A 24,577-nucleotide genomic window follows, 5' to 3' on the forward strand; every position below is an offset into this window, starting at 1 on the left:
CTTTTCTTTCTTAAAAACAGTATATTAACCTGCAAGGGGCCAATCTGTACCCTGACACGGTTGTGAGACACGGGCTCGTGAGTTTAACTGTAGCCAACTACCCACTACCTTAGTCACTGTCACAAGCAGACATACCCAGTCATCAAGAGGATTTCAGAGATGTCGAACACAGCAAAAACCCTTGTCATCGCCAGCGCAGTCGCAGCCGCCGTATCGGGTGCAGCGACCACAGCAACCGCTCAGGCCAAAGAAAAGTGCTATGGCGTTTCGCTGGCTGGTCAGAATGACTGCGCAGCAGGCCCCGGCACCACCTGCGCGGGCACCTCGACCGTTGATTATCAGGGCAACGCATGGACCTTGGTCGATGCAGGCACCTGTGCCGATATCGAACTGCCCGCACAGGCAGACGGCACCCCGCGCCAAGGCTCGCTGGAAGAGCTGGACCGCGACCTGCCGGCATAAGCTTCGGCCAAACGACTCGTAGGGGGCGGGCAATATCGCCCGCCCTTTTCTTCGCGATGAAGGAGCGTGCAAATGCTGGATGATGCCCTCAGGTCGAACCGCCTGCCCGCTGCGCCGGGTGTCGGATACAAACCGCAGCATTTCGCCCAGATTCTGGACCACGCCCAGCCCGTCGCATGGCTTGAGATTCATGCCGAAAACTACATGGGCGACGGTGGACGCCCGCTGGCGCAACTGCGCCATCTTTCAGAACAATTCCCGATCTCGGTTCACGGCGTCGGCCTTTCCATCGGCGGCGAAGGCCCCTTGGACCCGGATCATCTGGCCCGGCTGAAACATCTGGTCGGCTGGCTGAGCCCGGCCAGCTTCTCAGAGCATTTGGCCTGGTCCACCCATGACAGCCATTTCTTCAACGACCTGCTGCCCCTGCCCTACACGGATGCGACGCTGGCACGGGTCTGCGCGCATATCGATCAGGTGCAGGAGACCGTCGGTCGGCAGATGCTGCTGGAAAATCCCTCCAGCTATCTCGCGTTCGAGGAAAGCACATGGTCGGAACCCGATTTCCTGCGCGAGATCGCCAAACGCACCGGCTGCGGGCTGTTGCTGGACGTGAACAACGTCTTTGTTTCGGCCACCAATCTGGACTTCTCGCCGCAAGACTATATCGACGCCTACCCGCTGGATCAGGTGGGCGAAATTCACCTCGGCGGTCATGACGAGGACGAAGATGACCACGGCCACCCCCTGCTGATCGACAGCCACGGGCGCGAGGTTGTGGATCCGGTCTGGGCGTTGCTGGATTACGTTTTAGAGCAATCCGGTCCCAAACCTCTGCTGGTCGAATGGGATACCGATGTCCCCGATTGGCCGGTTCTGCGGGCCGAGGCCGAACGCGCGCAAGCGGCGCTGGACAGGGTTCCGGCATGACGGTCTCGCAAACGGAGTTTCACGCGGCCTTGCTGGACGCGAAGACCCCGGTGCCGGACGGGCTGACCGATGCCGAGGCGCAACCGGCGGGCCGTCGGTTCAGCGTCTACCGCAACAATGTCGCCGTTTCCCTGACCGAGGCCATGCATCAGGCCTTTCCGGTGATCGCCAAGCTTCTGGGCGCGCAGAACATGGACGGGCTGTCCGGTATCTTTCTGCGGCAACACCCGCCGACCTCGCCCCTGATGATGTTCTATGGCGAGGCGTTTCCCGCATTTCTGGCCGACATGCCACAACTTGCGCATCTGGCCTATCTGCCAGATGTAGCGCGGCTGGAACTGGCACTGCGGCAATCCTACCATGCGGCTGACAGCCAAGCGGCCCCGGCCGATGCGCTGGCGGTCCCGCCCGAGGATGTGATGCAAGCGCGGCTGACGTTCGCGCCGTCGATGCGGATCATCCGCTCGGACTGGCCCATTCACGCGATCTGGCGGTTCAATTCGGAACCGCATGCCCCGAAACCCACCACCGGGGCCGAGGATGTGCTGATCACCCGCCCCGAATTTGATCCGGCCCCACATCTGCTGCCACCGGGCGGCGCAAACTGGATCGGACATATTCAGTCAGGCAACACCATCGGCGAAGCGTTCGAAAAAACCGCTGTGGAAACACCTGACTTTGACCTTGGAACCACTCTGGCACTGCTTCTGCAAGGTGGTGCAATAACCTCTGTGACTATCGAAAGGCTGGCGACATGACTGCCCTGATTTCAATCCACAACAACGTTCTGGGTAAGGTGGACCACGCGTCCGGCTGGCTCACACCGACGCTTGCGCGGCTGATCTTCATCGCGGTTCTGCTGGTCTATTACTGGAATTCGGCCATGCTGAAGATCGACGGGTCGATCTTTTCGCCCTCCAGCGGGGCGTTCGGGCAGATCTTTCCCAAAGCGGCCGAGGCGGTCTTGTGGGACGTCACGCAGATGACCTTCTTCCAGCGCATCGTGATCTTCTTTGGCACCGTGGCCGAATTTGTCCTGCCCGCCCTGCTGCTGGTTGGCCTGTTCACACGCTTGGCCGCGCTGGCCATGATCGGCTTTGTCTGGGTCCAAACCATTGTTGATGTCACCGGCCACGGCGTCAAACTGGGCAGCCTGTTCAACGCTGCGCCCGATCTGATGGATCAGCGTGTGATGTGGACCTTCCTGTTCCTGGTGATCGTCATCCATGGCGCAGGTCCGCTGTCCCTGGACCGCTTGCTGCGCCTGAAATGATCTACAGCGTTTTGCGTTTTATCTGAGACACATTCATCGGAATGCGCGTTCGACCAAAGGGAGAGGCAGCGCATTCCGATTCAAGTTTAACGCAAAGCGCTTCAGAAATGCGCCTTGGGCTCGTCCGGTTTTCCAGCGGCGAGCCCAAGCACCCCGGCCACACCGGCAAACGCAATCGGGAACATGGTGAAGACACCGAACCCGAACGCGTAATACATCCCCGCCGCCGACACCAACAGCAAGACACCCGCCACCAGCGCGCGGGCATGGGCCATTGCCCCACCGACAAGAGCCAGCAGCGGTGCCACGATGGACGCCGTCTGGATCAAAGCGGGATTGTCCACCTGCTCGGCGATGCCATCGATATCGCCGAAATGCTTGATCGCCTCAACATATCCATATCCAAAGAACCCAACAATCATCCCGACCAAACCGGCGATGACACCCAAAATCATTGCGGCGTTTCGCATAAATTATCCTCGCAGTTGCGCCTGATCAGATAAGTACCCGATCACGCCACGCCAAGCTTTGCGCGCACCTCGGCGGTCCAACCTAACGTCAATGCTCCGTCATTTTCGATCAGCGGGCGCTTCATCAGCGTCGGATGGTCTTGCAGCAATTCCAAAGCCGGGCGCGTGCGCTGCGCCTCATCCAATCCACGCCAGGTTGTCGAGCGGGTGTTGAGCAAAGCCCCGCCGAACTCGGCAAAAGCCTGCGCCAGTACAGTTTCGGGAACTCCGTCGCTGCGCACGTCTAAAAACTTGGCATCTGGTAGTGATTTCAGCGCCTTACGGCAGGTGTCGCATGTTTTCAGACCATAAAGGCGCATTTGGGGACTGCTCCGGTATTTGTTTCAATTTTAGGCGATTGTGCCAGTTTCCAGCGGTTATTCTTGATTTTTTACTTCACCGTGCAATGTTGAAAAAGGTGAAACGTGCAAATCGGACTGTAACCCGATCAGGAAACAGTCCGTTTTTTGCGGTCTTGCCAACCACCGCCCCACCAATTTGTGGGACAATGCGAAAGTAGAAGGAGACACGGGAGATGCCAACTGGCACCGTGAAATGGTTCAATACCACCAAAGGCTATGGGTTTATTGCCCCTGACGAAGGGGGCAAAGATGTGTTTGTTCATATCTCGGCCGTAGAACGGTCCGGACTGACCGGGCTCGCAGACAATCAGAAAGTCTCGTACGAGTTGCAGGACGGGCGCGATGGCCGTCAGATGGCAGCTGATTTGAAGCCGTTGTAACGACGCCCCCGTGTGACGCGGGGTTCTTCAATTAAGATTGGCGGCCAATTTCCGGCCGTCAATCGCCCCCTTTTCCGGCGAATGCCCTACCCCCGTGCTGGCTTGTCCTCGGCATGCGTGTGCCAGTCTTGTCCCATCGCAACGATGCAGGACGTACCGGCGGCATAGGTCACGACCATGGTCCAGTCGCCCCTTTCGCTGCTCCAGACCTCCATGATCTGTTCAGGGCCACGCATTCCCGTTGCCACACGCTCGGACCGGAATTGTCCCTTGAGCTTGTCATGTAGCCGTTGAGTCGGCTCGCACAACACCTCGGCAATCGGGGATTTGGCCTGCGCGGGCACAGCCAGCGCAAAGGTCAGGCCCAGAACGGAAAGAAACGAAGCATGGGTCATGAAACCAAGGTAACAGTTTCATGACAACCTGTATAGCGGATTGATATGCGCCCGGTTCAGCCTTCGCGGATGATGGCCTCAAACTCACGCCATTCGCGCGCGGTCATTCCCGAGTTGTCTTGCGTGACCGTTTCACCCGCCAACATCCGACGCAGACTGTTGACCATCTGAGCCGACAGATTGACCGCGCCAAGGCGATAATCCTCGAACGCGCGATATGCGAATGGGACCCAATCGGCCACGATCTTGCACATCATCTCGGCATAGACCCGGATCTCGTATTGCGCATGCGGGTCAGCGCGCAGGCGCAGGAAGTGGAACAGGTTGTGCAGGTCGACCTTCCAGTACCACTGCGTATAAACGTTCGCGGGCAGGTTCATCCGCGCCAATTCGCGCGCCAGCCCCTGTTGCCCGTCCTGATTGATCATCGCCTCGTAATTGTCATAGCAACGGGTGCTGTCGGCCTTCAGGATTTCCAGCACGCGCGCGGCCTCTTCCCCTTCCAGCGCCGAACCGCGCCCCTGATTGTTCACCTCGGACTGGGCGGCGACATGTTCGGGCGCGGGGATATAGAACTCACGGTCCAGAATCGAATACCGCGCCGAATATTCGTTCACATTGGCGGTCCGGTGACGAATCCACTGACGGGCCACAAAGACCGGAAGCTTCACGTGCAGCTTGACCTCGCACATCTCGAACGGGGTCGAGTGCCAGTGCCGCATCAGATAGCGGATCAGCCCTTCGTCGTTCTGGACGGATTTCGTGCCTTTGCCATAGGATACGCGCGCCGCCTGACAGATCGCGGCATCGTCGCCCATATAGTCGATCACACGGACAAAGCCGTGATCCAGCACCTGATGCGCGGTATACAGGTGATCTTCCATTCCCGCTGCAACGACGCGGCGTGTTTGATGCGACTGCGCGCGTTGCGCTTCGATCTCGGCCTGTTGGTCGGCAGACAGCGGCATGAAAACATCCTTTCCGATAATGAGTCGCCGCCTACTATATATCGTCAGTTCCGGCGCTGGAACCGCATGATGTGCCGCACATGGATGATTTCCGGAAATGTGTTCGCAGCCCCCCTCGACACGCCCCCGAAGCGCGCTAAGCTGATGGCGAACTCATGCAGAATAAGGATTGCCGTGATGGGGCTGAAATACCTTCACACTATGGTTCGGGTGAAAGATCTGGAAAAATCTCTGGCGTTCTACGAGTTGCTCGGCCTCAAGGAAACACGCCGCTATGACAGTGAAGAGGGCCGGTTCTCGCTGATCTTCATGGCGCCTCCGGGGCAAGAGGATCGACCGATTGAACTGACCTATAACTGGGATGGCGACGACGAGCTGCCAAATGACAGCCGCCATTTCGGCCACCTCGCCTATGGGGTCGACAATATTTACGAGACATGCCAGCACCTTCAGGACAATGACGTGGTGATCAACCGGCCCCCGCGTGACGGGCGCATGGCATTTGTGCGCTCGCCCGACAATATCTCGGTCGAACTGCTGCAGAACGGCGATGCGCTGGAACCGGCGGAACCCTGGGTCAGCATGGGCAACACCGGCCACTGGTGATCCGCACCTTGACAGCCGTGGGTCTGGCCGCGCTGGCCAGCCCTGCCCAGGCCGAGACCTGCCGTCTGGCCCTGGCACTGGCGCTGGATATTTCGGTGTCGGTGGATGAAAGCGAAGACTCGCTGCAACGGCAAGGGCTGGCCGCCGCCCTGATCGCGCCCGAGGTTCAAGAGGCCTTTTTCTCCTCACCCATGCCCGTTGCCCTGGCTGTTTACGAATGGAGCGGGCGGTCCACGCAGCATATCATCATGGATTGGCGGATGATCCGGAACACCGGCGATCTGCTGGCCGCCGCGACACAGATCAGCCAATCCGAACGGTCGGATGCCGGGTCGGCTACGGCGATGGGCTATGCGCTGGCCTTTGGGGCGACCTTGCTGCAACGGGCCCCGCCCTGCCTGTTTCAGACGATCGATCTGTCGGGGGACGGGTCGAACAATGACGGGTATGGCCCGCAGAACGCCTATCGGCACTTTCCGTTCCGCGACGTGGTGGTCAACGGGCTGGTCATCAATGCCGCTGATTTTGAAGGCGAATTGTTCCTGATCCCGTTTTTTGAGAACAACGTTCTGCACGGCCCCGGCGCGTTTCTTGAGGTGGCGCAGGGGTTTGAAGATTTCGAACGCGCAATGCGCCGGAAACTGGAACGGGAATTGCGGGGCCTGCAAATTGGGGCGTTGCAGGACGTGACCGAATGATGCTGCGCATCCTGATGACATCGCTGTGTCTGCTCGCGACTCACGCCACCGCTCAGTGCAGGCAGGCTCTGGCCTTGGGGTTGGACGTGTCGGGCTCGGTCGACGCGCAGGAGTACAGGTTGCAACTGCGCGGGCTTGCGGCAGCTCTGCGTCGTCCGGACGTAGCGCGTTTGATCCTGTCCAATCCTGGCGCGCCTGTACGGATTGCCGTGTTCGAATGGAGCGAACCCGATCATCAGAAACTGCTGTTGGACTGGACCGAGATCCGCACCCAGTTTGATCTGACCCGCATTGGGCAACAGCTAGATGCCGTGAAACGCAGCCCTGCCCCGCAAGGCACCGCCGTGGGTTCGGCCATGGCCTTCGGTGCCAATCTGCTGATCCGGCAAGAGTGTTGGAAGCGGACGCTGGACCTATCCGGCGATGGCAAACACAATCTGGGGCCGCATCCGCGCAAAGTAAAATCTCAACTGCACTCCACCGGCATCACAATCAACGGGCTGGTCATTGGCGCAGACGATCCGAGACAAGGCGATCAACGGCAGGTGCAGGTCGGTGAGCTTTCAGCCTATTACAACACTTGGGTCATCCTCGGCCCGGATGCGTTTGTCGAGGTCGCCCTGGGATTTGATGCCTACGAAGATGCCATGGCGCGCAAACTGATCCGAGAGCTGGAGGGCCTTGTGCTGTCGGACGCGCGCCCCGGATCAGTAGATATAGCGGATTTGGTCCGTCCAGTAACGCTCGACCCGGCGCAATGAGTTTGTAATATCATCGATCCCTTCCAGGCCCAGCACACCGCGATTTTGCAACCCTTCGGCATGGCGGGCAAACAGGTCTGACACAATGTCCCGAATCTCGCGCCCGCGCGGCGTCAGGCGCACCCGGACCGAACGTCGGTCTATCTCGCACCGTTGATGGTGCATATACCCCATCTCAACCAGTTTCTTGAGGTTGTAGCTGACATTGCTGCCCTGATAGTAACCCCGGCTCTTCAACTCACCCGCCGTCACCTCATGATCGCCGATGTTGAACAGCAACAGCGCCTGAACTGCGTTGATTTCCAGCACGCCGACCCGCTCGAACTCGTCCTTGATCACGTCCAGAAGCAAGCGGTGCAACCGTTCCACCAGGGCCAGCGCCTCAAGATAGCTGGTCATGAACCCTTTGGTCCCCGGTGCCGAGACCTGCAATTCCATACTCATCCAACCCTCCGATTCAGTCGTGCCTTTCCGACACGATGAACCGAAATCCCGAAAAATCAGTTAAGCCTGTTTTATCCTTACTTTTGAAAGGTCTGGGCGATATCCGCGATCAGGTCGGCCAGTGCCTCGGGCGGTTGGACCTGCCCTGTCACCCATTGATACAGGTCCTGATCGTTTTCGCTGAGCATCGCATCATAGGTGTCCAGACCGTCGGCATCCATTCCGTCAAGATTGCGGTCAGCATAGGCGGTCAGGATCAGGTCCATCTCTTTGATGCCCCGCCGCATCGACCGCATTTTCATCCGTTTGATCCGAATATCGCGGGGTTCGGTCATTTGCTGGCCTCCAGCATCAGGCGCAGTTTCTTTTCCAGCCGCGCGGCGCGTTCCGAGCAGGCGCGCATCTCGCCCCGGATGGCGCGCAGTTCGGCCACGGCCCCCGCCAGATCCAGATTTGCATGCTCTTCGTCCACAGGCGCATCCATCCCCTCGCCTTCGCCGGTCAGCAGCCACTTGATCGAGACGTTGACCATCCCCGCCATCATCGACAGACGGTTGGCGCGCGGCTCGGACAGGTCGTTTTCCCAATCCCCGATCGTTGACTTCTTGACCCCAAGCCGACGCGCCAGTTCGGCCTGAGTCATCCCCGCCGCCTCGCGCGCGCCTGCCAGCCGATCCCCAAATGTCGCCGCGTCTGGTCCGAACCAATCGTTTTCGTCGCTCATTCAGGTCTCCGATTCCCGGTTTCATATCGCTTGATCGTCATTCGGGCGCACCCTATGACAGTCAGGCTGAACATACAAACCGAGGCCGCCCATGAGTTTCCTGTCTGCGACATTGTCCCGCGTCAAACCTTCGCCGACCGTCGCAATGACGGCTAAAGCGGCCGAATTGAAGGCCGCCGGGCGGGATGTCATTGGCCTCAGCGCCGGTGAGCCCGATTTCGACACGCCGCAGAACATCAAGGACGCCGCCGTTGCCGCGATTGCCGCTGGCAAAACCAAATACACGGCCCCCGACGGCATCCCCGAGCTGAAACAGGCCGCTTGTGCCAAGATGAAGCGCGATCACGGTCTGGATTACACACCCGCACAGATCTCGGTCGGGACCGGCGGCAAGCAGACGCTTTATAACGCGCTGATGGCCACGATGAATGACGGGGATGAGGTTATCATTCCCGCCCCCTATTGGGTCAGCTACCCGGATATGGTGCTGCTGGCCGGTGGCACACCGGTTGTTGTCGAAACCAGCGTCGAGAACAGCTTCAAACTGACACCCGAGCAGCTTGAGGCCGCGATCACCCCCAAGACCAAGTGGTTCATCTTCAACTCGCCGTCGAACCCCACCGGCGCAGGGTACAGCCGGGATGCGTTGAAAGCTCTTACCGATGTGCTGATGCGCCACCCGCAGGTCTGGATCATGTCGGACGACATGTATGAACATCTGGCCTATGACGGGTTCGAGTTTTGCACCCCTGCCGAGGTGGAACCGGGGCTTTATGATCGCACGCTGACCTGCAACGGGGTTTCCAAGGCCTATGCGATGACCGGCTGGCGCATTGGTTACGCGGCCGGGCCGGTCGAGATCATCGCAGCCATGCGCAAGATCCAGTCTCAGTCGACCTCGAACCCCTGCACGGTCAGCCAATGGGCGGCGGTCGAGGCACTGAACGGAACGCAGCATTTTCTGGCCACCAACAACGAGATTTTCAAACGCCGCCGCGATCTGGTGATCGGCATGTTGAACGAGATTGACGGGGTGCAATGCCCCACCCCCGAAGGCGCGTTCTATGTCTATCCGTCCATCGCCGGGCTGATCGGCAAGACCACCCCTGCAGGCACCCTGATCGACAATGATGAAGCCTTTGCCACCGCCTTGCTGGAAGAGGCCGACGTCGCCGTCGTCTTTGGTGCCGCCTTTGGCCTGTCGCCGAACTTCCGCGTCAGCTACGCAACCTCGGACGAGGCACTGACCGAGGCCTGCACCCGCATTCAGACCTTCTGTGCGTCCTTAACCTAGGCGGAGCCTTTCATGTCCACTGAATTGCCAGAATACTACTTTCGTGTCCGCGAGAATGGTGCGGCAGTCTTTCGGATCGACACCGAGAACCGCCAGCGCCGGATCGAGATGGACCAGATCGCGGTCATCAATATCCGCAACGGCGAGGTCAAACCACACGGGCAACGCACGCTGAGCGAGGCCGACAAGACCGAAATCGCGCGCTGGATGGACGAACGTAAGGCCCTGCTGGCCCAGCGCGACATCGACGACATCCATCGCGCGGTCGATTACCTGAACCTGACCACCCAGTGGGCGCAGTCCAAAGCGACGGACGAACAGCTGGAAGACGTCACCGACAGGCTTTTGATGGCAATGCACGATCTGCGCTCGGTCCTGGTGCGCAAAAAAGCGGACCGGATGGGGAAAGAGTAACGGCTATTCCGCCGGAACCCCAACCTCGCGCACGGAACGCATCCAGAACCGGGCCATCAACAGCACCGCCGCGCAGGCCAGTCCAAGCACAAGGCCCAGCCAGACGCCAATTCCGTCCATCCCGCGGATAAAGCCGAAATAGTATGACGACGGAAGCCCCACGACCCAATAGCTGAGCGCCGCCATCAGCATCGGAATTTTCGCATCCTGCAAGCCGCGCAACAGCCCCAGCGCAATGACCTGAGCACCATCCACCAGTTGGAACAACGCGGCCATCGCCAGCAGCCCGGTACCGATCATCAGGATCTGCGCGCGCTGCGGGTCGTCCGCCTCCATGAACAGGGAAATCAGCGGCTCGGCGCAGGTCAGGAACAGGATGATCGTCAGCACGGACATGACCAGCGACATGGCAGTGACCGCGATTGCACCTTTCTCAAGGTGCGGGCGATCCCGACGGCCCAGCGCGTTGCCAGCCCGAATGGTCGCGGCGTTGGACAGGCCCAGATGCACCATGAAGGTGGCCGATGCCAGATTGAGCGCGATCCCGTGCGCGGCCAGAGGTACCTGCCCCAGCCAGCCCATCATGACAGCCGATGTGGCGAACAACGTCACCTCGGCCAAAGTCGTCAATCCGATGGGTACACCAAGGCGCAGAACGCTTCCGAACATCTCCCAATCGGGCCGCCAGAACCGGCGGAACAGGCTGTGTTCCGGCAGCACTTTCACGGCATAAATCACAACCGCCACCAGCGACACGACCTGCGTCACGATCGAGGCGATCGCCGCCCCCATGACCCCAAGCTCGGGCGCGCCCCAATTGCCGAAGATCAGCGCATAATTCGTCAGACCGTTGACGACCGCAGCGACAACGGTGATCCAAAGGACGATCTGTGTGCGCTCCAGCGCCGCAAGGTAGGATTTCAGCACCATCACCAGCAGCGCCGGGAACAGACCCCATCCGGCCACACGCAAGTATTCCGCTGCGGTTTCAGCCACTTGCGGCTCTTGCTTCAAGGCGATCAGGATCGGGTGCGACCACCACAGCAGCGGCATCATCAGCGCCGCATACAGCAAGGACAGCCACAGCCCCATCCGGGTCGAGCGGCGAATGCTGGTCTCATCCTCTTCGGCCGCAGCGGTGGCCACCATGGGCATGACAGCCCAGCCGAACCCGGCCCCAAACAGGAACAATACAAAGTAATAGCTGCTGGCCAGCGTCACCGCCGCCAAAGCCTCGACCCCGTACCAGCCCAGCATGATCGTATCGGTCAAGCCGATGGCAAACTGCGCCAGATGTCCACCGACCAACGGCAGGCCCAGAACAGCAATGGCCTTGAAATGGGCCGGATATGTCATCACCTTGTTCATCCGACCAGCCATATGCCCGGCTTGACGCCGGGACAAGACCAGATCAAGCAAATTTCAAATTGAGACTAATCCGGCCTCTGCCTGCCATCGGTGCAACGCGAAACAGGGGGAACCTTCAGCGCGTCTCGGGGTGCAGGGCAGTACCCAGAATATGCTCGGACCGGTGGATGACGTGATGGGCCTGCCCGACGATCAGGGGATCGGGTTCGCCAACGATCTCATGATCCTTGCCGGGGTAGTCCAGCGTCGATAGGAAATGGCGCATACAGTTCAAACGCGCGCGTTTCTTGTCGTTCGATTTGACAATGGTCCAGGGCGCATCAGCGGTATCGGTGTAGAAAAACATCGCCTCTTTCGCCTCGGTATAGTCGTCCCATTTGTCCAGGCTTGCCTTATCGATGGGCGACAGCTTCCATTGTTTCAATGGATCGGTCTCGCGGCTTTTGAACCGGCGCTGTTGCTCGTCCTGCGTGACCGAGAACCAATATTTGTAAAACTGAATGCCCGAGCGGACCAGCATCCGCTCCAGATCCGGTGTCTGCCGCATGAATTCCAGATACTCGTTGGGCGTGCAGAACCCCATCACACGTTCCACCCCTGCCCGGTTGTACCAGGACCGGTCGTAGAACACCATTTCGCCCACTGTCGGCAGTTCCTGCACGTAGCGTTGGTAATACCACTGGCCCTTCTCTTCCCATGTCGGTTTGTTCAACGCGACCACACGCGCCTGACGCGGGTTCAGATGCTCCATGAACCGTTTGATCGTGCCGCCCTTGCCGGCCGCGTCGCGCCCTTCGAACAGCAGGACAAAGCGCTGCCCTGTCTCCTGTGCCCAAAGCTGCACTTTCAGCAGCTCGGCCTGTAACAGCGCCTTTTGCTTTTCATAGGCCGGACGGGCCATCTTGCGCCCATAAGGGTATTTCCCACTTTCAAACGCCTTGCGGATTTCTTCCGGGCCGGGTGTTGAGTTTTGCGTGTTTTGAGGCGGAACCTGCTGGTTCGGAACGGATTTCAGATCGAGTTGAGCCACTGCGTCCATGCACATTTTCCTTTTTCACTGTCCTGCAGAAGCTCTAGCAGAAACAGGGAAAATGCGCTTTGATTGGTATCAAACTGATGCCCGAAAACGCCGATTGTTCCGAAGTCGTAGGAGAGAGAGTTGGACAGCACCTTCACCGATCTGAACGGCCAGACATTTTTTGTCCGAACATGGGGCGACAAGGCTAATCCTCCGTTGCTGATGCTGCACGGGTTTCCGGAATATGGCGGTGCGTGGGTCGATCTCGCCCCGTATCTTTCACAGCACTTCCTCTGCGTCGCACCGGATCAGCGCGGATACGGACAAAGCTGGGCGCCAGAAGGCGTTCGGCACTATGCGCTTTCAAAGCTGGTCGGGGACATGGCGACGCTGATCGAACAACTGGGGGCACCGCTTGCCGTTCTTGGGCACGACTGGGGTGCATCGGTGGCCTACGGGTTGGCGATGTTCCGGCCTGATCTTGTCAGCCATCTGATCATCGCAAACGGTGTGCATCCGGTTCCGTTTCAGCGGGCCATGGCGGCGGGAGGCGCGCAATCCGAGGCCTCGCAATACATCAACCTACTGCGCGCGTCCGATGCCGTGCAAAAGCTGGCCGATAACCGCTTTGCCAGGCTAGAGCGGTTCTTCCGCCACGGTATGGGCCTTGACTGGCTGTCTGATGACCGGATGGAGGACTACCGGGCCGAGTGGGCGCGCCCCGGACGGCTGGAGGCGATGTTGAACTGGTACCGCGCCTCACCCCTGGTCGTGGCCAAACCGGGTGAACCGCTGACCCACCTGCCTGAATTGCCGCTGGACCGGCTTCATATCACCTGCCCCCATCTTCTGCTGTGGGGCCCAGAGGACAAGGCCCTGTTGCCCGAAACAACAGAAGGGTTAGAGGACTTTGCGCCAGACCTGACGCGGATCGCGATTCCGGGAACCGATCATTGGCTGCACCACCAGAACCCCAAAGCCGTGGCTGAGGCAATTCTGGGCTGGCTCGGACATCCCTCATAAACCTTACCGATGCCCCCAATCGTCAGGATTGTCCGAATTGTTGGGCGACAGGCCCAGCACATCGCCCTTGGTCGAGCAGCCCAGCCCCAGAACCGTGCGGTTCGCGTAGGAGAAATAGGCGCAGACCTGATTGATCTCGAGGATTTCGCCATCGTCCCACCCGGCCTCCCGCAGGGCAATCACATCCGCCTCGACCATTTCCGCCGGAGCTTCGGTCAACTTTCGCGCATACCCCATCGCCGCAATCTGCGCCCTGTTCAGCGGCGCATCATCGGGACGACGCTGCTCAATCGCTGCTCGGATCTTATCGCCACGTGCCGGGTCCTTCAGCAGCCTTTGCAAGCCGTTGAAATGATGCTCGACACAATAGCTGCATTGATTGAGCGAACTGACCCAAACACCAAGCGTCTCAAGAAACCACTTCGGCACCGTGTTGCCCGAATGATGCAGCACGTTTTTATAGATCGCCATATGGCCTTCCATCGAATGTGGCCGCAGCGAATGCGCCATCATGATGTTGTCCACATTGTTGCCGGGCCCCGTGACCCGCTCATAAAGGGTTCGTAGCTTCCCCGTAGCTTCGGCAAAGGGAATTGTTCTGATCCAGCTCATACGCGGCCTGCCCGTTTTGGAGAGTTTCAGGCAACATATAAACAACAGAACCCATGCCCGAGAAGAGCGTGTATCGCCTGAATATCCCTGCCAGCCCCCGGTAATCACTAAACACGACTGAAATGTGTTTTTTCACACCCATGTCGTGTATTGTAGAATTCTATTTGTTGAAAAAGTTGTACCGCGCGAGTTGGCAGAATGAAATTTGTCACGATTCTAGAAATAGATAACGACCCGCTTGGCTTTACGGATGTCACCGTCCTGAATTCCTTTCAGGTCGCCGTTATTGACGATGACGATACGCTGGAAGACCCTGATGCCGATGGCAGTCAGCAGTTGGATGTATCCAGCGTTCCGGGGTTCATCGGTGATTCAACAAACTTTCAGACCTTTGAAACTTATAGCGGAGACATTGGCGGATCGCCGGTCACATTCACGCTGATTCAGTTTTCCGACCCCCAATATATCATTGTCACATCAGGCAATGTGGATGTTGGCGACACGATCGAAAACACCAACAATTCGATCATCACCGCCCCGCCGGTGGATTATGACACCCTGCCCTCTTTCGTCTGCTTCACTGCCGGGTCGCTGATCCTGACCCCGTCTGGAGACAAGCGGATCGAGACCCTGCGCCCGGGCGACCCCGTAATCGTTGCGGATGGCAGCAGCCGCCCTGTCCGGTGGATCGGACGGCGGCACCTTTCGGTGCGCGACCTGAGAAGACAACCGAAATTTTGCCCCATTCGCATCAGAGCCAACAGTTTTTCGCACGGCTGCCCGGCGCGCGACCTGCTGGTTTCGCCGCAACACCGGATCGTTGTGTCGTCTTACAATACGCAGCTGTTTTTCGGCGACGACCTGATGCTGGCCCCGGCCAAGGGTCTTGTAACCGGCGACGCGATCTCTCAACTGCCGCCGGACCGGGACGTGGATTATGTTCATATCCTGTTCGACCAGCACGAACTTGTCCGTGTCGAAGGCGTCTGGTCCGAGACATTCTTTCCCGGCGACACAAGCCTTGACGCCATGACACGTGCCACCCGGCAAGAGCTTCTGGACCTGTTTCCCGAGCTCATGACGCCCAATGGTCCATTCAGCGAAACCGCCCTACCTGTCCTGAAACCGCATGAGGCGCGTTTGCTGCGATCTGATCTAACCTCTCCTGCCGGAACTGTCTTTCCGCTTTAGCGTTTGAAAGGGACGGCACACCGTCAATCCAAGTTCGACGGTGATCGCAAGCAATTTGTCCACAACACCTCGTGGCCCTCTTCCCCCGAACCACATCCCCTGCCATAATGGGGGAAACTCAAAAGCAAGAGCAGCCCATATGCCCGACGATCTGTTGACGCCTGACGCGACCACTACCTATGACGCCTCGTCCATCGAGGTGCTGGAAGGTCTGGAACCGGTCCGCAAACGCCCCGGCATGTATATCGGCGGCACGGATGAGCGTGCGCTGCACCATATGGTGGCCGAGATCCTCGACAACTCGATGGACGAAGCGGTTGCAGGCCATGCCAACCGGATCGAGGTGGAACTGCACGCAGATTACGCCCTGACCGTTCGCGATAACGGGCGTGGCATCCCGATCGATCCGCACCCCAAGTTCCCCGACAAGTCGGCGCTTGAGGTGATCCTGTGCACCCTGCACGCGGGCGGCAAGTTCTCTGGCAAAGCGTACCAGACCTCGGGCGGTCTGCACGGTGTGGGTGCGTCGGTGGTGAACGCTCTGTCGGATTCGATGGTCGTACAGGTGGCGCGCGACAAGACGCTGTTCGAACAACGGTTCTCTCGCGGTGTCCCTCTGGGCCCCGTGGAAAAGATCGGCGCAGCCCCCAACCGGCGCGGCACCACTGTGACATTCCACGCGGATGCCGACATCTTCGGCCACCACAAGTTCAAACCCGCGCGGCTGTTCAAATCCATCCGCTCCAAGGCCTACCTGTTCTCAGGCGTCGAAATCCGCTGGAAATCCGCCATCGATGACGGTGAAACCCCGACCGAGGCCACCTTCCATTTCCCCGGCGGCTTGTCCGACTATCTGAAGGAAACGATGAACGGCTCGTCCACCTATGCCGAGCAGCCCTTTGCGGGCACCGTGGATTTTCAGGAAAAATTCGGCACCCCCGGTAAGGTCGAATGGGCGATCAACTGGACGCCCTCGCGCGATGGGTTCATTCAGTCTTACTGTAACACCGTCCCCACGCCCGAAGGCGGCACCCATGTGGCCGGGTTCTGGGCTGCGATCCTCAAGGGGATCAAGGCGTATGGCGAGCTGATCAACAACAAGAAGGCCGCGCAGATCACTCGTGATGACCTGATAACCGGCGGCTGCGCGCTGGTGTCGTGCTTTATCCGCGAACCGGAATTTGTCGGCCAGACCAAAGACCGTCTGGCCACGGTCGAAGCGCAGCGGCTGGTCGAAAACTCGGTCCGCGACCATTTCGACAACTGGCTGGCGGCTGACACGAAATCCGCCGGCGCCATTCTCGACTTCCTGATACTGAGAGCCGAAGAACGTCTACGCCGACGGGCCGAGAAGGAAACACAACGCAAGTCCGCCACTAAGAAACTTCGTCTTCCCGGCAAGCTGGTGGACTGTTCTAGTTCAACACGCGACGGCACGGAATTATTCATTGTCGAGGGCGACTCGGCGGGTGGGTCTGCCAAAATGGGCCGCGACCGCAAAACACAGGCCCTGCTGCCCCTGCGCGGTAAAATCCTGAACGTGCTGGGCGCGGCCAGTTCGAAACTGGGTACGAACGCCGAGATCAACGACCTGACCCAAGCGCTGGGTGTGGGGCTTGGCACCAAGTTCAACGTCGACGACCTGCGCTATGACAAGGTCATCATCATGACCGACGCGGATGTGGACGGGGCGCATATCGCCTCGCTGCTGATGACGTTCTTCTTCACCCAGATGCGCCCCATGATCGACGCGGGCCATTTGTATCTGGCCTGCCCGCCTTTGTACCGTCTGACCCAAGGTGCCAAACGCGTCTATTGTCTGGACGAGGCCGAGCGTGACGAATGGCTTGAGAAAGGTCTGGGCGGCAAGGGCAAGATCGACGTGTCCCGCTTCAAAGGTCTGGGCGAAATGGACGCCAAGGACCTGAAAGAGACCACAATGGACCCGGCATCCCGTAAACTGATCCGCGTCACGATTGATGAGGATGAACCCGGCGAAACCGGCGACCTGGTCGAGCGCCTGATGGGCAAGAAGCCCGAACTGCGGTTCCAATATATTCAGGAGAATGCGCGGTTTGTGGAGGAGTTGGATGTTTGAATTTCTAAATAACAGTTTTGACTAAGAAGAAAAAACGTGCCCTTAATTTCCGCTATTGAGCATGAAAACCAGTCTAAGACTCGTAAGGCGCTTTATTTTAGTACCATTTTTACTTTCGCGACTGCAAATGCGGAACTTTTAAGCAACGAGATGTCCATCTTTGGGCTTCGCATTGTCGTGGTGCAAGCAGACTTGGTCGCCTTTGGGCAGATTATTACTATACTTCTTTTTGCAATCTTCACTCTCCACTCCTCAGTGGCTGCTTCACAGGCAATCTCTGCCACTCTTAAGGAAGTGAATGTTCGCTGGAATCAACGCTCATTGACAGACATTCAAAGAATGAATGATCATCTTGACTTAGATCCCAACTATGAACACGAAGATCCACTTGGCGGCTTGGAGCCTTGGGAGTACGAACATCATAAAGAGTATCTCAAACGACAACACCAAGAAAGTATCGCAGATCTTACAGTCAAATTATTATCTCGATTGAGAAATTTTTTGATTGAGTATTTTCTAGTACTCGTCGCCACAGTGTTTGCTCTACTAAATCCGCGGATCGTCGATCAAGCTATTAAGTTTTGGCAAAGCTTGTAGTGCTTTGGAAGCAAGCTCCCAGTAATTCGCTATACAATACGCGATTGTTTAGTTGGTAAATCTACATCCCGCGAGGCCCACTACCTCGCGCCCGCCCTGGGGGGCGGGTCGGGCGCGTGCTTGATGCTTTGCATCAAGCATTGGGTGGATGGCGCAAAACATCCCTACACCCCGTAGGCCGGGCTTCAGCCCGGCACCCGCAACCCCCTTGCCTAACCCGTTGATCCCGTTCACAGTTACCCTCAACCCGTCATCCAAGAACGACATTTGAGGCTCCGGGCGTCCAAGACCCAATTTGACCACGAACAGATTTTCGAACGGGAGGACGACATGAAAACACTAACCCTCGGGCTAGCCTTTGGCCTGCTAGCCTCGGCAGCCGCCGCGCAGCAGGTGCTCAGCACTGCGTCTCCGATCCCGGATGGGGCCGAGACCCGGTTTTGCTATTACGAAGGCATGGCCTATTCGATGGACTCGTTCATCGTCATCAGCGGCGACAATACCGTCACGCCCACGGTCAACACGCGTGAGGAACGGCTGCTGCGCTGCGTCCCAAGCGAGGCCGGGCCGATGCATTGGAAGCCGCAAAGCACGTTTCAGGTCAGCAAGTAACGCCTGTCAGACCGCCAGTCCGATCAGGGCGACGCCGCCCGCCATCAGGACGGCTGCGCCGAGGCGGCGGATCCAGTTGCCCTCGTGCAGGAAGATGAACCCGATCAGGGCGGCGAAGATGACGGATGTTTCGCGCAGGGCCGAGACCGCGCCCAGCGGGGCAAAGTTCTTGGCGTAAAGCACCAGACCATAGGCGGTCATCGACACCAGCCCGCCAAGGATGCCGATCATCCAGACCTTGGCGGGCAGTGCCGCCAGAGTGTCCCGCTTTCGCGCCCCCACGAACCCTGCGATGAACAGGTGCAGGAACGCGCCCCAGGCCCAATAGCTGAGCGTATTGCCCGACAGCCGCACGCCGATTCCGTCGACCACCGAATAGATCGAGATGCAGAACCCCGTGCCCAGCGCAAAGCCCAGCGCGCTGCGCCCGACGCCGGATCGCAGGGCGCTCCAACTGCTGAGCTGGATGCCCAGCGCGATCAGGGCGATCCCGGCCCAGGCTTGCAGGGGCAGAACCTCGCCCACGAGCAGCATGGCCCAAAGCGAGACCAGCGCGGGCACGATGCCGCGCGCGATGGGGTAGACGACGCTGAGATCGCCGTGTTGGTAGGCTTTGCCCAGCATGAAATAATAGCCGAAATGCACGACGGTCGAGAGGGCGATGTAGATGAAGCTCTCAGCGCTGGGCAGCGGCAGCAGCAGGATCATCACCGAGGCCGGGATGACGTGCCCAAACGCCACAAGGCCCAGCGTTGTCGTCCGGTCGGCGGCGGTTTTGACAATGGCGTTCCAGACCGCGTGCAGCAGGGCCGCCGTGAGAATGATGAGGATGACAAACAGGGTCACGCTTGTGCCTTCCGCGCTGAGTATTGGTCCTGATTGGGTCAATTACGCAGGTTGCACAGCGTTTGAGCGATCTCAATACGGGATGTGTGGCTTAATCCAGCTTTTCCTGCAGCCAATCAGCGATTTGGGCGGCTGGTCCCTCCCACCCCGGCTCCATAAACAGGAAATGCGCGTGGTTTTCGACCGGCAGGAAGGTCGCGCGATCCCCATACAGTTTCGAAAGCGCCCGGCAGGTGTTGGGGTTCACGGCCCGATCCTCGGTGCCGGAAACAATCAGCACGGGGCAGTCGACCTTGTCGATATCGACCTTCATGGCGTGGTGGTCATCGAACATCCAGAAGAACATCTCGAACATCACCCGCCCGCTTTCGGGGCCAAGTTGGTCGAACACCTCGTGCTGCTGAGACTCGGGCATCTTGTTGAGCGCGAAGGGGGCCATCAGGTCGAACTCGACCCGCATGGGCTGTTTCCAGAACGCCCCGCCCTCCATCAACGCGCGCGGGACGGCGCGTTCGTCGTCGGTTTCGGGCAGCGTTCCCCAGGCGGCGTTTGGGTTGATCAGGACAATCGCACTGGCCAAGCCGCGCGCGGCCACCTGCTGCGCCACGACGCCCGCAATCGCGTGGCCCAGAAGGACGGGTTTGCTGTCCAATCCCTGAACGAACTCGGCAATGTCATTGGCATAATCCGTGACGCTGGTATCGATCAGGCCCGGATCCGGTTCAGCCTTCGGGTCACCGCCGTGATAGCGCAGCGCCGGGGCGTGGACGGTCCAGCCGCGATCACGGAAGAAACCTGCGTAATCTTCCATACACCATGGGCCTGCAAACGCGCCGTGGATCAGAACGATGTGTTTGGTCATGAAAATCTCCCACCTCAGCGCGTCCAGTATGAGCATCCTGTAAAACGAAACAACTGCGCGTGATCGCTGTTGCGTGAGGGGGCGGACCACTTAAACTCAGCCCTATGACATTTGTGACCGAAAACCAGTTGCCACTGCTCATCCTGTTCTTTCTGATCGGATCGGTCGGAACAGGCTTTCTGTTCCGCAAGCCAGCAGGGCACCGGGCTTGGAAACTGGCTGATCTGGTCTGGGTCGTATTGGGCGGCATCGGGGCTTTGGTGGCGGTTCTGGCGGGGCTTTACACGGCCGACAGCTCTCGGCTGGACCGACAGATTGATGTGGCATTTGCGGCCTCATCAGCCTTTGACCGCGACGCTGCGCGGTTCCGGTTGCGGTTCTGCGATCCGGCCTATGACCCGGATACAGGCGTTCTGTGCGAGAAGGTCGAGTTTCTGTCGGCCTCAACCGCCAGCAACGCAGATCTGCCCCTGTTCATCGAAGTCACGAACGAGGTCGCCCCGCTGCAAGGGCTGCATTTCCTGTTCGGCCGGGACGACAAGGACGAGATGGAGCAGATGGCCGCCAAGGCCGATGCGTTCGATATCGACCAGTTTCTGGTCTTCACCTCGATGGATGACGAAACACAAACCGCCATCGACAACATGCGCCGCAAGGTGCCCGCGATTGCCGGAGACTATCTGATCCTGGCCCAAAGCTATGACGACCTGATCCAGCAGGTCAGCAAGCTGAAAGACGAATGGGAATATCTGCAGGCCAACGCGCATATTCTGGTCTTGCAGATCGTCGCCTTGTGTCTGGTCAGTTTCGCAGCACCTTTCCGATTGGGGAAATCCATTGTCGAGCTGCGGACAACCCTTATCGCCGATACGACTGAGCCAGCTGTTCCGGATCGGCCCCAAGAAGATACCGTGTCAGAGTCCACAGATTCCGAGCACCCCGCCGCAGCCAGCCAGCCCGCTCATAGCGTTCCGCACTTGTAACGGCCCGCGGGTCAAGCAACGTGATCCGCGGCAAGGCACGGGCAAGGGCGACATCCTCCATCAACTGCTGATCTTTGTATTCCCCCGCGCGGATATAAAGATCGCGCGGGACAAGCAGACCCTGATCGCCATAGGGCAAACTGAACAGACGGCTGCGCAGATTGGCCCAACCGGCGACCCATCGCGGAGCGATCCCCTTGGCCCGAAACGCCAGCCGAAACGCCGCCGGGGTTTTGGACGCCAAATGATCTGCCACGGGTTTTGCCCATCCCGGTTCCAACACAGTATCGGCATGCAAAACCAACACCCAGTCACCTTTTGTCAGCGCGCATCCTCGCCTGAGCTGCCCCCCGCGCGAGGCGGGTCCTTCGACAACCTCGGCCCCGGCTTCCTCGGCTATGTTCAAGGTCTGGTCGGTTGATCCGCCATCGCTGATGATCAGTTCGCGGATCAGACCGGCGTGCAGCCCCTCCATTAGAGCCTGAAGGCAGGCGGGCAACGCGGTTTCAGTGTTCAGCGTGGGGATCACGATGCTGATCGGGGCGGGCACGGCGGATAACCTCTGGTCTTGGCAGCGGAACTTCCTATATCACGAGGCCAAGGCAAATGACGAGGACCCTGCCATGCCCAATCGCCGCATCCTGCGCCTGACCGGCTCGGACACCGAGAGCTTTTTGCAGGACCTCATCACCAACGATATCGGCGGATTGGACACGGGGCTGGTTTATGCGGCGCTGCTGACGCCTCAGGGCAAATATCTGGCTGACTTCTTCCTGAAGCGTGACGGCGATGCTGTGCTGCTGGACGTGGCCGAGGACATGGCGGATGGGCTGGCCAAGCGACTGGGCATGTACAAGCTGCGGGCGGATGTGACAATCGAACCGTCTGGCCTGAACCTGCAACGCGGTACCGGGCCTGCACCGGACGGCGCCCTGCCCGATCCGCGCCATGCCGATATGGGCTGGCGCGCATACTCTGACATTCCCGAAGGCGATGACGGTACCGATTGGGACGCGATCCGCGTGCGCCACTGCATCCCCGAAAGCGGGGTGGAACTGACACCGGACAGCTACATTCTGGAATCCGGGTTCGAGGGTCTGAACGGCGTGGATTTCAAAAAGGGCTGTTATGTCGGTCAGGAAGTCACCGCCCGCATGAAGCACAAAACCGAACTGCGCAAAGGGCTGCGCCGCGTCCGGATCACCGGCGATGCGTCCGCCGGGACCGAGATCACTGCCAATGGCAAACCGGTGGGCATCCTGTTCACGCGATCCGGCGACCACGCCATTGCCTATCTGCGCTTTGACCGCGCAAGCGGGCCGATGCAAGCTGCAGACGCTATTGTCACTCTAGCGGATTGATCCGACGCTGTTGCCGATCCGTTACGCTTGGGTTGCTATGCACACCCTGCCGGTTTGACGTAGTCCTCCCCACTGTCACAGTACGGGCAACGGAACCACCCGGATGCCCGCATGCTACAGCTTTACCTTGCGATTTGGCGCGCCAGTGCCGGTCGGCAGATCATCTTGATCGTGCTGTCCTTGGCCGTTGCGGCGCTGGCCGCCGTACCCCTTGAGTTTCAGCGCGACATCATCAACCACCTGACCTCGGACGATGTAGGAACCGAGCGCTTGATCCTGCTGGGTCTGGGCATGATGGGTGTCATCCTGCTGAGCCTCGGGCTGAAATGGGTTCTGGGCTACCGCGCGGGCACTCTGGGCGAAGACCTCATTCGCATGATCCGGCAACGGCTGCTTTGGCGCTCGACCGATTTGAACGAATCCGGTGAAACGGTCCGCAAGGGCGCGATGAGCACGGCCATCTCTGCCGAGGCTGAAGAGTTGGGCAAATTCGCAGGTGGCGCGTTCTCGGACCCTGTGGTGCAGATCGGCACATTGATCAGCGTGATCGGCTATATCTCGTCCACCCAGCCGGGGCTTGGGATGATTGCGTTTTCGATGATCGTGCCGCAGATCATCATTGTCCTCCTGTCCCAGCGCAAAGTGAACGTCTTCGTCGCCCGGCGCGTACAAATTCTGCGCAGTGCCACCGACAGCCTGACGGTCGAAGACCTTGAGGCCGTCGAAAAAGACATCGATGCGATGTTCGACGATATCTACGAAACCCGGCGGAGGATGTTCCTATGGAAACTGTCCGCCAAGTTCCTGCTGAGCGTCATCAACGGCGCGGGCACGGTCGGGGTTTTGATGCTGGGCGGCTGGCTGGTCCTGCAAGGCAGAACCGATGTGGGCACCGTGGTTGCCGCCGTCAGCGGGCTGGGACGCATCCAGGGGCCGACGGCCTTTCTGATCGCCTTCTACCGGCAGGTCAGCGCCAACCGCATCAAATACGAACTGATGCTAGAGCTTTTCGGCCCGGATCCGACCCGCTATCGGAAGATGCACAGAAAATAAAAGTCCGCGCGGGCGGGTGCCTGCGCGGTCTTTTCGATCCGGTAACGCAGCGTTACGCGCGTTCGGAATATTCCATGGATTCGGTGTTCACGATGATCATCTCATCCTGCCCGATGAAGGGCGGCACCATGACCTTGACGCCATTGTCCAGAATCGCCGGTTTGAACGAGTTCGCAGCCGTCTGACCTTTGACCACTGGCTCGGTCTCGACGATCTTGCAGGTCACTTTCTGGGGCAGCGTCGCGTTCAGCGCTTCGCTTTCGTAGAATTCGACCACGATGGTCATGCCGTCCTGCAGAAACGGGCGGCGTTCGCCCAGCAGGTCAGCGGGCAGTTCGATCTGCTCATAGGTCTCGGCATCCATGAACACCAGCATCCCGTCGGACTCATAAAGGAACTGCTGATCCTTCTGTTCCAGGCGCACACGTTCGACCTTGTCCGCCGAGCGGAACCGTTCGTTCAGCTTCGATCCGTTGCGCAGGTTGCGCAGCTCGACCTGGGCAAAAGCGCCGCCTTTACCGGGCTTTACGTGATCCACTTTCACAGCCGCCCACAGCCCGTCGTTATGCTCAAGCACGTTGCCGGGGCGAATTTCGTTCCCATTTATCTTGGGCATGACATAAATCCTTCACAAACGGTTGATGCGTCAGTTGCGGTCCCTATATCTGGCAGGACCAACCCTGACAAGACAACGAGACCTAGTGCTGCACTTGCAGCAAGCCATGCACATGAC

The 24,577-nt window shown here is 59.1% G+C and carries 31 protein-coding genes and 1 pseudogene; 18 read left to right on the forward strand and 14 right to left on the reverse strand.

What is annotated here, in order from left to right:
* The first annotated feature begins 159 nt into the window (after positions 1–159).
* From ACR0KX_RS09935 to ACR0KX_RS09950, 4 genes are all read left to right on the forward strand, one after another.
* A complete protein-coding gene (locus tag ACR0KX_RS09935; protein WP_170449650.1) occupies positions 160–462 on the forward strand; it encodes a BufA1 family periplasmic bufferin-type metallophore in 303 nt (100 codons plus the stop codon).
* 72 nt (positions 463–534) lie between these two features.
* Entirely contained in the window at positions 535–1,392 is an 858-nt protein-coding gene (bufB, locus tag ACR0KX_RS09940) for an MNIO family bufferin maturase (protein WP_170449647.1), read from the forward strand.
* Entirely contained in the window at positions 1,389–2,150 is a 762-nt protein-coding gene (locus ACR0KX_RS09945) for an HvfC/BufC family peptide modification chaperone (RefSeq protein WP_170622037.1), read from the forward strand. Before bufB ends, ACR0KX_RS09945 begins: the two co-directional genes overlap by 4 nt.
* Entirely contained in the window at positions 2,147–2,665 is a 519-nt protein-coding gene (locus tag ACR0KX_RS09950) for a DoxX family protein (RefSeq protein WP_170622038.1), read from the forward strand. The genes ACR0KX_RS09945 and ACR0KX_RS09950 overlap by 4 nt, the downstream gene beginning before the upstream one ends.
* A 101-nt stretch (positions 2,666–2,766) precedes the next feature.
* Here ACR0KX_RS09950 and ACR0KX_RS09955 read toward each other — a convergent pair whose 3' ends face one another.
* Together ACR0KX_RS09955 and ACR0KX_RS09960 are read right to left on the reverse strand one after the other, a co-directional pair.
* Positions 2,767–3,135: a hypothetical protein gene (locus tag ACR0KX_RS09955; protein ID WP_170449639.1), complete on the reverse strand. Its 369-nt coding sequence runs from the start codon at positions 3,133–3,135 to the stop codon at positions 2,767–2,769.
* A gap of 41 nt (positions 3,136–3,176) precedes the next feature.
* Positions 3,177–3,494, reverse strand: coding sequence for an ArsC/Spx/MgsR family protein (locus ACR0KX_RS09960; RefSeq protein WP_170622039.1), 318 nt, complete (start codon positions 3,492–3,494; stop codon positions 3,177–3,179).
* A 215-nt stretch (positions 3,495–3,709) separates the two neighbouring features.
* On the opposite strand from ACR0KX_RS09960, the gene ACR0KX_RS09965 reads away from it, so the two are divergent.
* Positions 3,710–3,916 (forward strand): cold-shock protein, encoded by a 207-nt coding sequence (locus tag ACR0KX_RS09965; RefSeq protein ID WP_008758035.1) that lies wholly within the window; start codon positions 3,710–3,712, stop codon positions 3,914–3,916.
* Between the two features lie 86 nt (positions 3,917–4,002).
* Here ACR0KX_RS09965 and ACR0KX_RS09970 read toward each other — a convergent pair whose 3' ends face one another.
* Both ACR0KX_RS09970 and thyX read right to left on the reverse strand, forming a co-directional pair.
* Positions 4,003–4,311, reverse strand: a complete 309-nt coding sequence (locus tag ACR0KX_RS09970) for a hypothetical protein (RefSeq protein ID WP_170519620.1) — start codon at positions 4,309–4,311, stop codon at positions 4,003–4,005.
* Between the two features lie 56 nt (positions 4,312–4,367).
* Entirely contained in the window at positions 4,368–5,279 is a 912-nt protein-coding gene (gene thyX, locus ACR0KX_RS09975) for an FAD-dependent thymidylate synthase (RefSeq protein WP_170622040.1), read from the reverse strand.
* Positions 5,280–5,456: 177 nt separating this feature from the next.
* On the opposite strand from thyX, the gene ACR0KX_RS09980 reads away from it, so the two are divergent.
* From ACR0KX_RS09980 to ACR0KX_RS09990, 3 genes are read left to right on the forward strand one after another with little or no spacing between them, the layout of a single operon-like run.
* A complete protein-coding gene (locus ACR0KX_RS09980; protein ID WP_170449626.1) occupies positions 5,457–5,885 on the forward strand; it encodes a VOC family protein in 429 nt (142 codons plus the stop codon).
* Positions 5,882–6,583: a DUF1194 domain-containing protein gene (locus ACR0KX_RS09985; RefSeq protein WP_170622041.1), complete on the forward strand. Its 702-nt coding sequence runs from the start codon at positions 5,882–5,884 to the stop codon at positions 6,581–6,583. Before ACR0KX_RS09980 ends, ACR0KX_RS09985 begins: the two co-directional genes overlap by 4 nt.
* Positions 6,580–7,344, forward strand: coding sequence for a DUF1194 domain-containing protein (locus tag ACR0KX_RS09990; RefSeq protein ID WP_480626202.1), 765 nt, complete (start codon positions 6,580–6,582; stop codon positions 7,342–7,344). Before ACR0KX_RS09985 ends, ACR0KX_RS09990 begins: the two co-directional genes overlap by 4 nt.
* Here the strand turns inward: ACR0KX_RS09990 and ACR0KX_RS09995 are convergent.
* The 3 genes from ACR0KX_RS09995 to ACR0KX_RS10005 form a co-directional block, all read right to left on the reverse strand.
* Complete coding sequence (locus ACR0KX_RS09995; RefSeq protein ID WP_170449617.1) at positions 7,291–7,788, reverse strand: winged helix DNA-binding protein; 498 nt, start codon at positions 7,786–7,788, stop codon at positions 7,291–7,293. The two genes, ACR0KX_RS09990 and ACR0KX_RS09995, sit on opposite strands and share 54 nt — an antisense overlap.
* Positions 7,789–7,865: 77 nt before the next feature.
* Positions 7,866–8,123 (reverse strand): succinate dehydrogenase assembly factor 2, encoded by a 258-nt coding sequence (locus tag ACR0KX_RS10000; RefSeq protein ID WP_170519632.1) that lies wholly within the window; start codon positions 8,121–8,123, stop codon positions 7,866–7,868.
* Entirely contained in the window at positions 8,120–8,512 is a 393-nt protein-coding gene (locus ACR0KX_RS10005) for a helix-turn-helix domain-containing protein (RefSeq protein ID WP_170622043.1), read from the reverse strand. The genes ACR0KX_RS10000 and ACR0KX_RS10005 overlap by 4 nt, the downstream gene beginning before the upstream one ends.
* A gap of 91 nt (positions 8,513–8,603) precedes the next feature.
* Here ACR0KX_RS10005 and ACR0KX_RS10010 point away from each other — a divergent pair, with 91 nt between their 5' ends.
* Positions 8,604–9,806, forward strand: coding sequence for a pyridoxal phosphate-dependent aminotransferase (locus tag ACR0KX_RS10010; RefSeq protein ID WP_170622044.1), 1,203 nt, complete (start codon positions 8,604–8,606; stop codon positions 9,804–9,806).
* Between the two features lie 12 nt (positions 9,807–9,818).
* Positions 9,819–10,220 carry a hypothetical protein gene (locus tag ACR0KX_RS10015; protein WP_170622045.1) on the forward strand — a complete coding sequence of 134 codons (402 nt, stop codon included), beginning with the start codon at positions 9,819–9,821 and terminating at the stop codon, positions 10,218–10,220.
* 3 nt (positions 10,221–10,223) lie between these two features.
* Here ACR0KX_RS10015 and ACR0KX_RS10020 read toward each other — a convergent pair whose 3' ends face one another.
* The gene (locus ACR0KX_RS10020; protein ID WP_480626204.1) at positions 10,224–11,576 is read right to left on the reverse strand and encodes an MATE family efflux transporter; all 1,353 of its coding nucleotides are present in this window, start codon (positions 11,574–11,576) and stop codon (positions 10,224–10,226) included.
* Between the two features lie 127 nt (positions 11,577–11,703).
* The gene (gene ppk2, locus ACR0KX_RS10025) at positions 11,704–12,627 is read right to left on the reverse strand and encodes a polyphosphate kinase 2 (RefSeq protein ID WP_170449603.1); all 924 of its coding nucleotides are present in this window, start codon (positions 12,625–12,627) and stop codon (positions 11,704–11,706) included.
* A 120-nt stretch (positions 12,628–12,747) separates the two neighbouring features.
* Here ppk2 and ACR0KX_RS10030 point away from each other — a divergent pair, with 120 nt between their 5' ends.
* Positions 12,748–13,629: an alpha/beta fold hydrolase gene (locus tag ACR0KX_RS10030; protein WP_480708376.1), complete on the forward strand. Its 882-nt coding sequence runs from the start codon at positions 12,748–12,750 to the stop codon at positions 13,627–13,629.
* 3 nt (positions 13,630–13,632) lie between these two features.
* Here the strand turns inward: ACR0KX_RS10030 and ACR0KX_RS10035 are convergent, their stop codons facing one another.
* Entirely contained in the window at positions 13,633–14,241 is a 609-nt protein-coding gene (locus tag ACR0KX_RS10035; protein ID WP_170449600.1) for a peroxidase-related enzyme, read from the reverse strand.
* 198 nt (positions 14,242–14,439) lie between these two features.
* On the opposite strand from ACR0KX_RS10035, the gene ACR0KX_RS10040 reads away from it, so the two are divergent.
* The 4 genes from ACR0KX_RS10040 (at position 14,440) to ACR0KX_RS10055 (ending at position 18,739) form a co-directional block, all read left to right on the forward strand.
* A complete protein-coding gene (locus ACR0KX_RS10040) occupies positions 14,440–15,432 on the forward strand; it encodes a Hint domain-containing protein (RefSeq protein WP_170449597.1) in 993 nt (330 codons plus the stop codon).
* 139 nt (positions 15,433–15,571) lie between these two features.
* Positions 15,572–17,530 (forward strand): DNA topoisomerase IV subunit B, encoded by a 1,959-nt coding sequence (gene parE / locus ACR0KX_RS10045; RefSeq protein ID WP_170622046.1) that lies wholly within the window; start codon positions 15,572–15,574, stop codon positions 17,528–17,530.
* Between the two features lie 36 nt (positions 17,531–17,566).
* The gene (locus ACR0KX_RS10050) at positions 17,567–18,127 is read left to right on the forward strand and encodes a hypothetical protein (RefSeq protein WP_170622047.1); all 561 of its coding nucleotides are present in this window, start codon (positions 17,567–17,569) and stop codon (positions 18,125–18,127) included.
* Positions 18,128–18,457: 330 nt separating this feature from the next.
* Positions 18,458–18,739, forward strand: coding sequence for a hypothetical protein (locus ACR0KX_RS10055; RefSeq protein WP_170622048.1), 282 nt, complete (start codon positions 18,458–18,460; stop codon positions 18,737–18,739).
* 6 nt (positions 18,740–18,745) lie between these two features.
* On the opposite strand, the gene ACR0KX_RS10060 is transcribed toward ACR0KX_RS10055, so the two are convergent.
* Together ACR0KX_RS10060 and ACR0KX_RS10065 are read right to left on the reverse strand one after the other, a co-directional pair.
* Complete coding sequence (locus ACR0KX_RS10060; protein ID WP_480708377.1) at positions 18,746–19,585, reverse strand: EamA family transporter; 840 nt, start codon at positions 19,583–19,585, stop codon at positions 18,746–18,748.
* Between the two features lie 91 nt (positions 19,586–19,676).
* A complete protein-coding gene (locus ACR0KX_RS10065) occupies positions 19,677–20,447 on the reverse strand; it encodes an alpha/beta fold hydrolase (RefSeq protein ID WP_170622050.1) in 771 nt (256 codons plus the stop codon).
* Between the two features lie 104 nt (positions 20,448–20,551).
* Between ACR0KX_RS10065 and ACR0KX_RS10070 the strand changes: the two are divergent.
* Positions 20,552–21,298 (forward strand): annotated as a pseudogene (locus ACR0KX_RS10070) (hypothetical protein); the annotation flags it as partial.
* A gap of 7 nt (positions 21,299–21,305) precedes the next feature.
* On the opposite strand, the gene ACR0KX_RS10075 reads toward ACR0KX_RS10070, so the two are convergent.
* Positions 21,306–21,980, reverse strand: coding sequence for a TIGR04283 family arsenosugar biosynthesis glycosyltransferase (locus tag ACR0KX_RS10075; protein ID WP_170622051.1), 675 nt, complete (start codon positions 21,978–21,980; stop codon positions 21,306–21,308).
* A 73-nt stretch (positions 21,981–22,053) separates the two neighbouring features.
* On the opposite strand from ACR0KX_RS10075, the gene ygfZ reads away from it, so the two are divergent.
* Together ygfZ and ACR0KX_RS10085 are read left to right on the forward strand one after the other, a co-directional pair.
* Positions 22,054–22,791: a CAF17-like 4Fe-4S cluster assembly/insertion protein YgfZ gene (gene ygfZ, locus ACR0KX_RS10080; protein ID WP_170452989.1), complete on the forward strand. Its 738-nt coding sequence runs from the start codon at positions 22,054–22,056 to the stop codon at positions 22,789–22,791.
* A gap of 111 nt (positions 22,792–22,902) precedes the next feature.
* Entirely contained in the window at positions 22,903–23,844 is a 942-nt protein-coding gene (locus tag ACR0KX_RS10085) for an ABC transporter transmembrane domain-containing protein (RefSeq protein WP_170449579.1), read from the forward strand.
* A 52-nt stretch (positions 23,845–23,896) separates the two neighbouring features.
* Here the strand turns inward: ACR0KX_RS10085 and efp are convergent, their stop codons facing one another.
* Positions 23,897–24,460 carry an elongation factor P gene (gene efp / locus ACR0KX_RS10090; RefSeq protein ID WP_170449576.1) on the reverse strand — a complete coding sequence of 188 codons (564 nt, stop codon included), beginning with the start codon at positions 24,458–24,460 and terminating at the stop codon, positions 23,897–23,899.
* Positions 24,461–24,577 lie beyond the last annotated feature (117 nt).

This window comes from Ruegeria sp. BG5 (assembly GCF_056538425.1).

Excerpts from the sequence above, each read along its gene's own strand:
- ACR0KX_RS10020 (WP_480626204.1), bottom strand. The coding sequence starts at position 11,576 with ATGACATATCCGGCCCATTTCAAGGCCATTGCTGTTCTGGGCCTGCCG.
- ACR0KX_RS10000 (WP_170519632.1), bottom strand. The coding sequence starts at position 8,123 with ATGACCGAACCCCGCGATATTCGGATCAAACGGATGAAAATGCGGTCG.
- ACR0KX_RS10065 (WP_170622050.1), bottom strand. The coding sequence starts at position 20,447 with ATGACCAAACACATCGTTCTGATCCACGGCGCGTTTGCAGGCCCATGG.
- ACR0KX_RS10005 (WP_170622043.1), bottom strand. The coding sequence starts at position 8,512 with ATGAGCGACGAAAACGATTGGTTCGGACCAGACGCGGCGACATTTGGG.
- ygfZ (WP_170452989.1), top strand. The coding sequence starts at position 22,054 with ATGCCCAATCGCCGCATCCTGCGCCTGACCGGCTCGGACACCGAGAGC.
- ACR0KX_RS09980 (WP_170449626.1), top strand. The coding sequence starts at position 5,457 with ATGGGGCTGAAATACCTTCACACTATGGTTCGGGTGAAAGATCTGGAA.
- ACR0KX_RS09990 (WP_480626202.1), top strand. The coding sequence starts at position 6,580 with ATGATGCTGCGCATCCTGATGACATCGCTGTGTCTGCTCGCGACTCAC.
- ACR0KX_RS10015 (WP_170622045.1), top strand. The coding sequence starts at position 9,819 with ATGTCCACTGAATTGCCAGAATACTACTTTCGTGTCCGCGAGAATGGT.
- ACR0KX_RS09995 (WP_170449617.1), bottom strand. The coding sequence starts at position 7,788 with ATGAGTATGGAATTGCAGGTCTCGGCACCGGGGACCAAAGGGTTCATG.
- ACR0KX_RS09950 (WP_170622038.1), top strand. The coding sequence starts at position 2,147 with ATGACTGCCCTGATTTCAATCCACAACAACGTTCTGGGTAAGGTGGAC.
- ACR0KX_RS10040 (WP_170449597.1), top strand. The coding sequence starts at position 14,440 with ATGAAATTTGTCACGATTCTAGAAATAGATAACGACCCGCTTGGCTTT.
- ACR0KX_RS09935 (WP_170449650.1), top strand. The coding sequence starts at position 160 with ATGTCGAACACAGCAAAAACCCTTGTCATCGCCAGCGCAGTCGCAGCC.
- ACR0KX_RS10055 (WP_170622048.1), top strand. The coding sequence starts at position 18,458 with ATGAAAACACTAACCCTCGGGCTAGCCTTTGGCCTGCTAGCCTCGGCA.
- ACR0KX_RS09960 (WP_170622039.1), bottom strand. The coding sequence starts at position 3,494 with ATGCGCCTTTATGGTCTGAAAACATGCGACACCTGCCGTAAGGCGCTG.
- ppk2 (WP_170449603.1), bottom strand. The coding sequence starts at position 12,627 with ATGGACGCAGTGGCTCAACTCGATCTGAAATCCGTTCCGAACCAGCAG.
- ACR0KX_RS09945 (WP_170622037.1), top strand. The coding sequence starts at position 1,389 with ATGACGGTCTCGCAAACGGAGTTTCACGCGGCCTTGCTGGACGCGAAG.
- ACR0KX_RS09965 (WP_008758035.1), top strand. The coding sequence starts at position 3,710 with ATGCCAACTGGCACCGTGAAATGGTTCAATACCACCAAAGGCTATGGG.
- bufB (WP_170449647.1), top strand. The coding sequence starts at position 535 with ATGCTGGATGATGCCCTCAGGTCGAACCGCCTGCCCGCTGCGCCGGGT.
- ACR0KX_RS09955 (WP_170449639.1), bottom strand. The coding sequence starts at position 3,135 with ATGCGAAACGCCGCAATGATTTTGGGTGTCATCGCCGGTTTGGTCGGG.
- thyX (WP_170622040.1), bottom strand. The coding sequence starts at position 5,279 with ATGCCGCTGTCTGCCGACCAACAGGCCGAGATCGAAGCGCAACGCGCG.
- parE (WP_170622046.1), top strand. The coding sequence starts at position 15,572 with ATGCCCGACGATCTGTTGACGCCTGACGCGACCACTACCTATGACGCC.
- ACR0KX_RS10010 (WP_170622044.1), top strand. The coding sequence starts at position 8,604 with ATGAGTTTCCTGTCTGCGACATTGTCCCGCGTCAAACCTTCGCCGACC.
- ACR0KX_RS10035 (WP_170449600.1), bottom strand. The coding sequence starts at position 14,241 with ATGAGCTGGATCAGAACAATTCCCTTTGCCGAAGCTACGGGGAAGCTA.
- ACR0KX_RS10085 (WP_170449579.1), top strand. The coding sequence starts at position 22,903 with ATGCTACAGCTTTACCTTGCGATTTGGCGCGCCAGTGCCGGTCGGCAG.
- ACR0KX_RS09970 (WP_170519620.1), bottom strand. The coding sequence starts at position 4,311 with ATGACCCATGCTTCGTTTCTTTCCGTTCTGGGCCTGACCTTTGCGCTG.
- efp (WP_170449576.1), bottom strand. The coding sequence starts at position 24,460 with ATGCCCAAGATAAATGGGAACGAAATTCGCCCCGGCAACGTGCTTGAG.